Annotated in this window: 9 protein-coding genes and 1 other RNA gene; 8 read left to right on the top strand and 2 right to left on the bottom strand. The window is 48.6% G+C overall.

Annotated elements, in window-relative coordinates:
• Positions 1–65 precede the first annotated feature (65 nt).
• The 7 genes from CIK98_RS09475 to CIK98_RS09445 all read left to right on the top strand — a co-directional run bounded on the left by CIK98_RS09475 (position 66) and on the right by CIK98_RS09445 (position 7,999).
• The gene (locus CIK98_RS09475; RefSeq protein WP_094383993.1) at positions 66–1,055 is read left to right on the top strand and encodes a glycosyltransferase family 2 protein; all 990 of its coding nucleotides are present in this window, start codon (positions 66–68) and stop codon (positions 1,053–1,055) included.
• A 1-nt stretch (position 1,056) separates the two neighbouring features.
• Entirely contained in the window at positions 1,057–3,513 is a 2,457-nt protein-coding gene (locus tag CIK98_RS09470) for a prolyl oligopeptidase family serine peptidase (RefSeq protein ID WP_094383992.1), read from the top strand.
• Between the two features lie 167 nt (positions 3,514–3,680).
• Positions 3,681–4,076: RNase P RNA component class A (gene rnpB / locus CIK98_RS09465), an RNA gene on the top strand.
• Between the two features lie 41 nt (positions 4,077–4,117).
• On the top strand, positions 4,118–5,359 hold the full coding sequence (locus tag CIK98_RS09460) for a YihY/virulence factor BrkB family protein (protein WP_172409892.1): 1,242 nt from the start codon (positions 4,118–4,120) through the stop codon (positions 5,357–5,359).
• Between the two features lie 56 nt (positions 5,360–5,415).
• A complete protein-coding gene (aspS, locus tag CIK98_RS09455; RefSeq protein WP_094383990.1) occupies positions 5,416–7,176 on the top strand; it encodes an aspartate--tRNA ligase in 1,761 nt (586 codons plus the stop codon).
• A gap of 167 nt (positions 7,177–7,343) precedes the next feature.
• Entirely contained in the window at positions 7,344–7,643 is a 300-nt protein-coding gene (locus tag CIK98_RS09450) for a winged helix-turn-helix domain-containing protein (RefSeq protein WP_094383989.1), read from the top strand.
• 65 nt (positions 7,644–7,708) lie between these two features.
• The gene (locus tag CIK98_RS09445) at positions 7,709–7,999 is read left to right on the top strand and encodes a hypothetical protein (protein ID WP_094383988.1); all 291 of its coding nucleotides are present in this window, start codon (positions 7,709–7,711) and stop codon (positions 7,997–7,999) included.
• Positions 8,000–8,024: 25 nt separating this feature from the next.
• Here the strand turns inward: CIK98_RS09445 and CIK98_RS09440 are convergent, their stop codons facing one another.
• The gene (locus CIK98_RS09440) at positions 8,025–9,137 is read right to left on the bottom strand and encodes a glycosyltransferase family 1 protein (RefSeq protein WP_094383987.1); all 1,113 of its coding nucleotides are present in this window, start codon (positions 9,135–9,137) and stop codon (positions 8,025–8,027) included.
• A gap of 37 nt (positions 9,138–9,174) precedes the next feature.
• Entirely contained in the window at positions 9,175–9,765 is a 591-nt protein-coding gene (locus CIK98_RS09435) for a DapH/DapD/GlmU-related protein (protein ID WP_094383986.1), read from the bottom strand.
• A gap of 197 nt (positions 9,766–9,962) precedes the next feature.
• Here CIK98_RS09435 and CIK98_RS09430 point away from each other — a divergent pair, with 197 nt between their 5' ends.
• The gene (locus tag CIK98_RS09430) at positions 9,963–12,338 is read left to right on the top strand and encodes a TonB-dependent receptor (protein WP_094383985.1); all 2,376 of its coding nucleotides are present in this window, start codon (positions 9,963–9,965) and stop codon (positions 12,336–12,338) included.
• Positions 12,339–12,508: the final 170 nt, after the last annotated feature.

Genomic DNA, 12,508 nt, shown 5'->3' with positions numbered 1-12,508 from the left:
TTTGCTTGCCAATAACAAAAAAAGTCGTAATTTTGCAAATCAATTACAAGATATCGACCGCAAATATGGATACAAGAAACAAACATCTTCCACTGGTTTCCTTCGTAGTGACATACCACAACGAGGAGATTTCCTTACTGAGGAAATGCTTGGACAGCATCGCGTCACTGTCGCTGAGTAAGGAGGAAAGGGAAATAATAGTGGTTGACGACGGGGCAGACATCAGTCCTGTAAACGAACTCGACGACTATGCCGATGAACTGATATATGTCAGGCAGCCTAATCGTGGTCTCGGCATGGCAAGAAACATGGGCATATCTATAGCCACCGGAATCTTCCTGCAGTTTGTGAACTCCGACGATTATCTGCTCGCCAAGGCTTACGAGAAATGTCTCGATATTGTGAGATTTAAAGACCCTGACATCGTGATGTTCAATTTTTCTCACAACGAGTCGAAAGCAAAAGACATTGACGCTTTCAACCCTCAGCCGATAACCGGTACTGAATATATGCGCAACAATAGTCTAAGGGGAAAGGCGTGTGCTTACGTGTTCAAGCGCGACATACTCCACAACCTGAGATTTCCAAACGATATTGTGAATGAAGATGAGGAATTCACACCGCAACTCGTGCTGAGAAGCGAGCGGCTCTATAATCTCGACATTCCGGCCTACTTCCACCGAGGGCAAGGCGGTGTGCCTAAACATAAAGAGGACAAGCGGCAGAGTCTGAAACGTCTCGACGACACGCTCACCGTAATAAGAAGGCTAAACAGACGGGCCGACACCTTGCCCTACGAGGAGCGACAAGCCATGAACCGGAAGGTGGCACAGCTCACGATGGACTATCTCAGCGACATAATCGTCTCCACCCGCTCCCGACACTTCCTCAACGAAAGATTAGAGGAACTCGAAAGCGAAGGTCTCTTCCCACTACCAGATAAATCGTATACGAAGAAGTATATATTGTTTTCACGTATGATGAAATCGTCTACAGGTCGCGGAATCCTTCTCCTCACCCTGCCGATGTTTTCAAAACGAACTAATAATTACTAATATGAAAGTAAACAAAAAACTATCAATTCTTGTGTTGCCTATCGTCATGGCATCGGCAACACTCAAAGCCGACAACGTGGTAAACAAAGTGCGCCACGCAGGACCGTTCAGAATCTCACAGCCTATAGTGCTCGACAGCATTGACAATACGCAAAAGCGTTTCGCAGAAAATACGATGGCCGACAACGCCATCAACACTCCACTGTCGCTCGACATCATCAAGCAGAAGCCTCTTGCTGATGTGGAGTCGCTGAAACTCGATTCTGCCACACTCAATATAGTGGGATTTGACATCAACGCAAAGAAGTATCTCAAAAACGTACAGATGAACATCAAGGGCTCGAAGAAATATAAGGTGTTTGTAGACGGAAAGGAAGCTTCATCTTCGCTCACACTGCAGCCCGGCTACCATAGCCTCTGCCTGAAGTTCATTGCCGACAGCACCGGATTGGAAATCTCGTTGCCAACAGAAGATTTCGAGACTCTCAACGACGGAATGAGAAGGTTTACCATGACTGACGTACTTGGCACAAGGGTGACTTCAAGAGCTTCACTGTCGCCATCAGGAAGATGGGCTCTCATCAACTACAGCTGGTATGACAAGACAAACAAAAGAGAGGGTGAACAACTGCTCGTCGACCTGAAGACCGGAGCGAAACGCTTCATCAGCGAAAATGCATCGTGGATGCCTTCTACTGACAGATACTACTATACCAAGACCGAAGACGGAAAGATACACGTGATAACATACAACCCTGCCACTGGCGAGGAAAAAGTGATAGTGGACAACATAACCGCCGACTACTTCTTCTTCTCGCCCACTGAAGACTTCTTAATACTGCAGCCCACACAGAAAGGACCAAGGAAGGAAAACGGCGTATTTGAGATTGTTCATCCCGACGACAGACAGCCAGGATGGCGCACACGATACTCACTGGCAAAAATGGACATTGCATCTGGACTGGTGCAACCGCTCACTTACACTTACCATAACGTCAACGTCGACGACATCAGCATCGACGGACGACACCTGCTTTTCTCGGTGGCCAGCGACTCGCTCATCCAGCGTCCCACCACACGACTCACATACTACGACCTCGACCTCGTGACCATGGAAAAGCGCATGCTGGTGGAGAAAGACGGATTCATAGGCCGTGGCATCTATGCCGGCGGACCCGACAAGATTGTGTTCAAGGCCAGCACCGAGGCCTTCAATGGAATAGGCAACAGAGTGCCCGAGGGACGCACACCAAACACGTTTGACTATCACCTCTACCTCATGGACACCGCCACACGCAACGTGACACCACTGACTGCCGACGATGCCACCAGCATCAACGACATCGACTACTCGTATGTCGACCACTGCATATACTATACAGCACAGAACGGCGACAGCGTGAGCCTATACCGCGTTGACCCCAAGACACTGCGCTCCATCATGGTGAGACAACCCATGGAGGTGCTCAACGGACTGAGCATAGCACAGAAGGGCGGCAACATCATGGTACACGGAAGTTCAGCAAGCCAGCCTTACGAGGTTTACAACATCACCTCACCGGCAAAAAATCCGAAAGCCACACTCGCCGCTGCTCCTAACAAAGAGATGTTCAAAGACCTAAAGGTGGGAACCACAAAGCCATGGAAGTTCATGACTTCAAGGGGATATGAGGTGACTGGATTCTATAACCTGCCTGCCGACTTTGATAGCGAGAAGAAATATCCCGTAATCGTTCATTACTATGGTGGATGTTCACCCACCTCACGACGCTTCGGCAATGGTTCTCACTATCCGACACAATACTGGAATGCACTGGGCTATATCGTGTTTACGGTGAATCCTTCTGGTGCATCGGGATTCGGACAGGAATGGGCATCGCGCCATGTTAACACCATGGGAGAGGGCGTGGCACAGGACATCATCGACGCCACTCGCCAGTTTGTGAAAGACGTGCCACAATGCGACGCCGACCACATCGGCTGCGTGTCGGCATCCTACGGCGGATTTATGACCCAGTATATGATGACCAAGGACAATCCCTTTGCATGCGGAGTGTCGCATGCCGGCATCAGCGACCACACAAGCTATTGGGGTGAAGGCTACTGGGGCTATTCATACAGCGAGACATCGGCTGCCAACAGCTATCCATGGACTCGCAAGGATCTCTTCGTCGACCGTTCTCCACTGTTCCTTGCCGACAAGATACACAAGCCCATTCTCTTCACCCATGGCACTGCCGACACCAACGTGCCCATAGGTGAGAGCATACAGATGTACACCGCCCTCCGTCTTCTCGGCATCCCAACGGCCTTTGTTCAGGTTGAAGGTGAAAACCACGGCATCATGGATCCCGTGAAACGTACCAGTTGGATAAACACCATCGTGGCATGGTTTGACCTTTATCTCAAAGGCGACGACTCTTGGTGGAATGCTATTTATTCGCCGAAGAAGTTGTGAGGGCGGCGTTTTAACAATACAAAATAAAAAAAATGCCTTTTTATTTTGTATTGTCTAAAACTTGCACTACCTTTGAATAAGATAGGCGGCGTTTTAACAATACAAAATAAAAAAATTGCCTTTTTATTTTGTATTGTCTAAAACTTGCACTACCTTTGCACACGGAAACACTGGCGCGGCTTGTCGCTGGCGCTGCTGAAAGGCAGGGCGAGAGGAAAGTCCGGGCAGCACAGGACACCCCACTTCTGAAAGTGGAAGCTATTGGCAACAGTAGGATAAGGCAGAAGAAAACTACCGCCCCGACACACTCACACAAGTGCGAAAGGGTAAGGGTGAGAAGGTGGTGTAAGAGACCACCAGCCGCCGGGCGATCGGCGGGCTGTGCCTTCTGGGGGCTGCAAGTTCATGTATACCATCGTAAAAAGGGTTGTCCGCCCAAAGCATATTGCTGCGATGGAGGGTAGAACGCTAAAGCCGTGTGGTGACATACGGATTAGATAAATGACAGGCACGCTGAAGGCAACAACAGCGCACAGAACCCGGCTTATAGCGGCAGTGTTCCTTTTTTTTAATACAGAAACAACCTGCGATGTATAAAGACACGATGAAAATAATAATGGCGAAGACATGGAGAAGACTCATGCTCGCCATAAAATTCTTCACCGCAAAAAGAGTAATGAGCGATGCCTCTGCACTCACCTACTCCACCTTGCTCGCCATAGTACCAGTGATGGCGGTGGTATTTGCCGTGGCAAGGGGTTTCGGCTACAGCAAATACATCGAGACATGGTTTCGCGACGCATTCAGCTCACAACCTGCAGTGGCAGACACTCTCATCGGATTTGTCAACAGTTATCTCATACACACTCAAAGCAGCATCTTCCTCGGTGTGGGACTCGTGGTGATGCTCTACACTGTGCTGATGCTTGTCATGAACATAGAAAGCGTGTTCAACACCATCTGGAACGTGAAACGACAAAGAAGCCTCTTTCGCACGGTCACAGACTACGTGGCCATGCTCTTCCTCTGCCCCATTGCCATTGTGCTCATGTCGGGTCTCAGCTTCTTCTTCGCCAACATCACAGCCCTGATACCATACGTATCGGTGCTCACACCTACAGTGAAACTATTGATAAATCTTTCGCCCTTTGTCATCATGTCGCTGATGTTCATAGGACTATACGTGTTTATGCCAAACACTCACGTGAGATTGTCTCACTGCATAGCTCCAGGTATACTCGCTGGTGTGGCCATGCAAATATTGCAGTTTGCATATATCAATTCGCAGATTTGGGTGTCAAGCTATAATGCCATATATGGTTCATTTGCCGCACTGCCAATGTTCATGCTCTGGATTCAGATAAGCTGGATCATCTGCCTCTTCGGAGCCGAATTGTGCTACACGAGTCAGAATGTGGACTTTTTCGACTTTAACACCTCTGTGGATGACATCAGCCACAGATACAAACTCATGCTGTCGGCCATGATTCTTTCATGTCTGTGCAAACAGCACGACAAAGGCGGACGACCTTACACTAACGAGGAACTGCGAGACAAGACCCAAATACCCATACGCATCGTCAACGAACTTCTATACAATATGCAGCAGGCAAGACTGGTATGCGAAATATCGGGCGACGAAAAGGGAGAACAAACAAGGTTCGTGCCTGCCATAAGCGGTGACAAAATGACCTTTGGAATAATGATCGACCGCCTGGAATCACAAGGCAAATGGAAAATAAAACTGCCCGAAAACACGATAAAGTCGGAGACATGGAGAAAAGCTATCAAACTCAGAACCTGTTTCCTATACTCGGCAAGGGATATAAAACTTAGGGACTTGTAAAGAATAAACTCCTGAAAAGAGCAACAACGTAAATATAAACAAAATATTATATAAATATGTATAGATCAAATACTTGCGGAGAGCTTAGACTCTCCGATGCCGGAAAAGAAGTGACACTGGCCGGATGGGTGCAGCGCACACGAAAAATGGGAGGAATGACTTTCGTCGACCTCCGCGACAGATATGGCATCACACAACTCGTGTTTAACGAGGCTATAGATGCACAACTGTGTGAAAGGGCTAACAAGCTCGGACGTGAATACTGCATACAAGTGATTGGCACAGTGAGCGAACGTGAAAGCAAAAACAAAAACATCCCTACCGGGGAAATTGAAATCATCGCTAAGGAAATGAACATCCTAAGCGAAAGCGCTACACCGCCATTCACCATCGAAGATAATACCGACGGTGGCGACGACATCCGAATGAAGTACAGATACCTCGACCTGCGACGACCGACAGTGAGGAAAAACCTCGAACTGCGCCACCGCATGACCATCATCATAAGAAACTTCCTCGACTCGAAAAACTTCATCGAGGTGGAGACGCCTATACTCATAGGCTCAACACCGGAAGGGGCAAGAGACTTCGTGGTGCCTTCAAGAATGAACCCTGGACAGTTCTACGCTCTGCCACAAAGCCCGCAGACACTGAAACAGTTGCTAATGGTGAGCGGATTTGACAGATACTTCCAAATAGCAAAGTGCTTCCGCGACGAGGACCTCAGAGCCGACCGACAGCCAGAGTTCACTCAGATTGACTGCGAGATGAGCTTCGTGGATCAGGAAGACGTGATCTGCCTGTTTGAAGACATGGCAAGATGCCTGTTCAAGGAAGTGCTCAACGTAGAACTGCCTGAGAAGCTACAACAGATGACTTGGCACGAGGCAATGAGACGATTCGGCAGCGACAAGCCTGACCTGAGATTCGGAATGGAATTTGTAGAACTCATGGACGTGTTGAAGACTGGAACTTTCGCCGTGTTCGACCAAGCTGAATACATAGGCGGCATCTGCGTACCGGGATGTGCCGACTATACAAGAAAACAACTCGACCAGCTCACAGACTTCGTAAAGCGACCGCAGGTAGGAGCCAAGGGTCTTGTATATATCAAATACAACGCCGACGGAACAGTGAAGTCAAGTATCGACAAATTCTACGATGCCGAGACCCTGCAGAAGGTGAAAGAGAAAATGGGAGCCAACGACGGCGACCTCGTGCTCATTCTCAGCGGCGACAAGACCAACAAGACACGCACACAGCTCTGCACACTGCGCCTGGAAATGGCCGACCGCCTTGGCCTCCGCGACAAGAAGAAGTTTGAGTGTCTGTGGATTGTAGACTTCCCGCTGTTTGAATGGAGCGACGAAGAACAACGCCTCATGGCAACACACCATCCCTTCACAATGCCTAACCCCGACGACATCCCTCTGCTCGACTCTCATCCCGAACAGGTTAGGGCCAAGGCCTACGACTTTGTGTGCAACGGCATAGAAGTGGGAGGCGGCAGCTTGCGTATCCACGACAGCAAACTACAGGCGAAGATGTTCGACATTCTCGGATTCACCCCAGAACGCGCCATGGCACAGTTCGGTTTCCTTATCAATGCCTTCAAGTATGGCGCTCCTCCACACGCAGGACTCGCCTTCGGTCTCGACCGCTTCGTGAGCATCATGGCAGGACTCGACTCCATACGCGACTGCATCGCCTTCCCGAAGAACAATAGCGGACGCGACGTGATGCTCGACGCTCCAGGTGAACTTGACCCGAAACAGCTTGAAGAACTGCAACTTAAGATTGACTTACGTCAAGAATAAGTATTATTTACATTGACATAAGTCAATAAAAATTACACAATCGGCAACTAAGATGAAAAATCATCATTTTAGTTGCCGAAATATTTTGCAATTTGAAAATATTAACCTAATTTTGCAACGGATTAAGAGAGAGATCCGAACTAAACAAGTTTTATATCATTAGAATTATGGCAGAAAAGAAAACTACAAAGAAAGAGACCGCAGCAAAGACCACAGCTGCGAAGAAGACCACAACAGCAAAGAAGACTTGTGCTACAAAGAAGGTCACAGTTGCTGTAACAGCAGAAAACGCAGGATTTAAGGCTGGAGATGTTTACCAGGCTCTTGCATCTACAGGCACTGCAATGACCATCAGCGAAATAGCCAAGCTGGCAAATATCTCTGAGGGCGAGGCTCTTCTGGGTGCTGGATGGCTCTTCAAGGAAGGCAAGATTGTATCAGCAGAAGACAAAGTTACATTGGCTTAATTTTTTTCTTTACATAAAGAGGCTGGTAGCATATTCTGTGTTGCCAGCCTCTTTTTTTCACTTGCATGACTACCTACGAACGATACACCATTCAAATACTCGTGAAAATGGGCGACAAGGGAATATCGCTTCGCCATTTGGTCAGAAGCGTCTATAACCTCAGCCGCACCTTCTTTTTCACGCCCGAATACGACTTGGTTTACCGTCAGATACAGATTTTTCTTTCGCGCAACTCCAAATCGCCTTCCTCTATTGTAGAGAGAATGCCAACCAAAGGCTATTACCGCATAAACAAAAATTCCACCGCTGCCAAACAACTTATGCTCGAGTTTGGAGAGTGTGAAGAAAAGAGTTAACTGAAAGGAGCGATAACGTTTTCTCTCATACCGACGCATATACCCCAAGCAACTGCTCTGCCGTATTGCGCCACGAGAACAAGCGTGTGCGCTGCAGGCCTTGCTCTATCATACGGCTGCGAAAGTCATCGTCGGTTTCAAGTTTCAACATCATCATAGCAATGCTGTCGGCATCCTCCGGATTCACCAAGGCGGCATTACTGCCTGCAATCTCAGGCATCGACGACGTGTTACTCGTCACCACCGCCGTACCACAAGCCATGGCCTCAAGCAACGGTATTCCAAAGCTCTCGCGTAATGAGGTGTAGAGAAAGGCAAAGGAACTGCTATATATATGCGGCAGGTCGCTATTCTTTATATACCCCGCCACAACTATCTTTTCGCGTATATAACTCATACCGTAACGTTTCAATATGGCATCCACCTCTGCCGCCTTGATGTCAGCCACAAGCAACCTGCGTTTCACCTTCGACTTCAGCAGATACTGTGAATAGGCAAGTAAAGTGCGTTCGGTATTCTTCTTCGGATCGGTGTTGCCTAGGAAGAAGAAATAATCTGGGGCATCAATGTAACGGCCTATTACCTTGGCATCATAATTGCGTTTGCTGAACCACTCGTTATATCCGTTGTATATCATTGTCACCTTTCCAGGGGGAAGACATAGTTTGTTGTTGATGTTTTCTTCCTCAAAATGCGACACCGTAATGATGCGCCTGCACTTTTCGATGATTTGCGGCACCACCATACGTCGGTATAGTCTTCCAAGATTCTGGTATAGCGACTTGTTGTGGCTGCCGCGGGGCTCAAGGAAAATGATATCGTGGAGAGTAAGCACAAGCGGTATGTTACAGAACACAGGAGCTGTGTTGCTCGTACAGTGCAGCAGTTCAACCCCGCACCGCTTAGCGGCACGCGGCAGGGCTACCTGTTCCCAGAGTGGATAAGAAGGGCACTTCACCTCAATAACATGGCAGTTCACGGAGCTTTTTATACAATGGTCGGGGCCCGGTTTCACAAAAATGAAATACTCGTTGCGTTTGTCAATCTTCTGCAACTGTTTTATCTCTTCAAGCACCACAAAATCCATTCCATGCTTTTTGTGGCGGAATATTCTCTGTGCTTCTATTCCAATTTTCATAAGCAAATAATAATTATAAGGAGTTACTCCTCTTCCCTCATATTTTCCGTTTCACTACAGCCGGTACACCTGCCACCAGACTGTGTTCCGGCACGTCGTGTGTCACAACAGCCCCTGCAGCCACCACCGAATGGGATCCAATGGTCACTCCAGGCAAAACAACGGCATTTGCGCCTATCCACACATCATCGCCCACTGTCACCTTGCTTGTTGCCACACCCTGGGCGTCGATGGGCGTCGAAGAGTCGGAAAAATTATGGTTAAGGGCGGTAATCACCACACCTTGGGCAAGATTCACATGAGAGCCAATGGTCACTGGCCCTATCACCGTAGAGTGAAGGCCTACACGCGAGTAGTCACCTATCAGCACATCTCCCACAGCATTGTTTATGCAAGCAAACGATTCCACCACACTTCTCTTGCCGATGGCAAACTGCCTGTATGGAGGTGTATCCATCCTCACACTTCTATAGATGGTGGCCGACCATGCACGCCGCTGATATAAAGGCATCAGCATCCTCACATACCATCTCGGACGTGTAAGTTTCTGATTCATTATCAGGAAGTCGACAATACGCTTCAGCTTACGCTGGTCGCCGAAATAACGACGGAAAGAGTTTCTGTCCATTATTGTTTCAAGAAATATTGTTTAATATCTTTGGCAAATGTAACACTATTTATTGTCATTTCCAAATTTTCGGCTCTCTTTTTCACTTTTTTCAATACAAAAATGCCAAAATCATAACAAATTAGGATTGTACAGTACATGACAAACCTGTACCTTTGCACCCGAAAACAAAAAAAGTAAAAATACATATAATTGGAATGAAAACAACAAAACTGTTTCTCTCACTTTTGCTCGCAGCACCAATGGAGGCTCTTGCAACAGAAAACGTTGCGGTAAATACTACACCAAGATACGAAAGCCGCATTGACACTTCAAAGGTTGTTGACCTTGACGAAATAATCGTCGTGTCTCAACTAAAAGAAGTATTGACACTCAGACGACAGCCAATAAGTAGCACCGTGTTTACCGAACACGAACTCACTACGCTTAACATTAACAACATGAGCCAGCTCTCGTCGCTCGTGCCCACTATGGTCATACCGCAATATGGTTCAAGGCTCACCTCCTCAACATATATAAGAGGTATAGGATCAAGAACTGGTTCGTCGGCCGTTGGAGTATACTACGACAACATTCCGCTTGTAGACAAAAGCGCCTTCAACAGATATTTTTATCAGACCGACAGAATTGACGTACTGCGCGGACCACAAGGCACTCTCTACGGTATAAACGCTGAGGGAGGCATTATCGGAATGTACACCAAAAACCCTATGAACTATCAGGGTACCGACCTGCGAGCAGGCCTTTCCACCGGGATGACCGGACATGTGGAAGTGGCACACTACCACAGGCCTTCTGAGAATTTCGCCTTCTCCACAGCTGTATTCTACAACGGACAGCAGGGATTTTTCAACAACAGGCTACTCGACCGCAAGGCAGACAAAAGCGATGAGGCGGGCGGCAAAGTGAGACTATTGTTCAAGCCCTCCGAAAAACTCACCTTCGACCTCAACGCCGACTACCAGTGGGTTTTGCAAGACGCATTCCCTTACGGCGAGTATGATACAGACAACAAAATTTTCAACGACCCAAATACCACGTTCAACAACAGCTACCGCCGACAGATGGTCACCACCGGACTGAACATCACATACAATACTGAGAGGCTGATGCTCAGCTCCATGACCAGCTACCAGTACGTGGACGACAAGATGACCATGGACCAGGACTACCTGCCCGAAGACTTCATGCGTCTCATACAAAAACAGAAAATGAATTCCATCAGTCAGGAACTCACACTACGCTCAACTGGCAATACACGATGGCACCACACCTCCGGACTGTTCTTCAGCCATAAATGGCTGCGCACCTTAGGTCCCGTGTTCTTTGGCGACGACATGAACAAGAACATCCTCTCCTACCTCGGAATGCCTTCGCAGGTGGCTAAACTCATGACACTCAGCGAAAACAGTGTGCCCGGACTCTTTCACACCCCGCTGCTAAACATCGGCGTATACCACGAGTCAAACATATTCCTCACAAACCGGCTCAGACTCACCCTCGGACTGAGATACGACTACCAGCACGTGGAGATCGACTACGACACGAAGGCACAGTTCAGACTGGCATGCGACGCACAGATGATGGGACGTCCGGTGAAGTTTGACAGCCAGTACACCAGCGCACTGAAATCGTCAACGTCAGAAGGCTACAACCAACTGCTGCCAAAGTTTGCGCTCACATACCAAAATGACAACGGCAACCAGTTCTACGCTGTGGTGAGCAAGGGATTCAGGGCTGGAGGCTACAACCTGCAGATGTTCAGCGACATCTTCCAAACCGAACAACGCTCGTTGGGAGCCGGAATGGCGCAACTGATGAAGGGCGACATGAACGTCACACATACCGATGCAGACTACGAGAACGTGAACCAGACCATATCATACAAACCTGAAGAAAGTTGGAACTACGAAGCAGGAACCCACCTCAACCTCTTCGACAACAGGCTTCACGCCGATCTTGCAGTATTCTACATGCGCATACAAAACCAGCAACTTTCAGTGATGGCGGGAAACTATGGATACGGACGAATGATGGTAAATGCGGGAAGAAGCGCAAGCTGCGGTGCTGAAATATCGCTTAGGGGAAGCCTTCTCGACGACCGCCTTTCATGGACCGCTACCTACGGCTTCACCCGCTCCACCTTCCGCAACTACACCGACAGCGTCAGCATCACCGGCGAGGACGGCAAGAAGCAGACCACAGCCGTTGACTACAGAGGCAAGAAAGTACCTTTCGTACCGGCCCACACTATGAGCCTCACTGCCGACTACCGCATCCCCGTAAGTGCCAACGGCCTTCTGAAGAACATCATCCCCGGCGCAAACCTCGTGTGCAACGGTCCTACATACTGGGATGCAGCCAACGAATTCAAACAGGACCTTTATGCCGTGTTAGGCGCCCACCTCACCTTCGACTTCGGTTGTTTCGACCTCGACCTTTGGGGCCGCAATCTCACCGACACGGGCTATAACACATTCTTGGTAAACAGCAGTGTCGACGGAGTCCGCCGCTCCTTCGCCCAGCGCGGCACCCCGCTTCAGGTGGGAATGGACATAAGGGTGAAACTGTAATATATACAACATGTTAATGTAGTAAAAGACAGGTGACAGACGATTTCGTCTGTCACCTGTCTTTTACTACGGTCGTTTTCTTTTGGAAAACAACTGAAAAAACCGGCCGAAGGGAAAAGCAAAGGGCAGCAAGCGCCAAGCCTAGGGCAACACCCTGGGTAGGTAATGTC

The sequence above is a fragment of the Prevotella sp. P2-180 genome, assembly GCF_002251435.1.
GTDB lineage: Bacteria > Bacteroidota > Bacteroidia > Bacteroidales > Bacteroidaceae > Prevotella.
The sequence above is the reverse complement of the archived record's forward strand: the minus strand, read 5'-3'. Positions and strand labels throughout refer to the sequence as shown.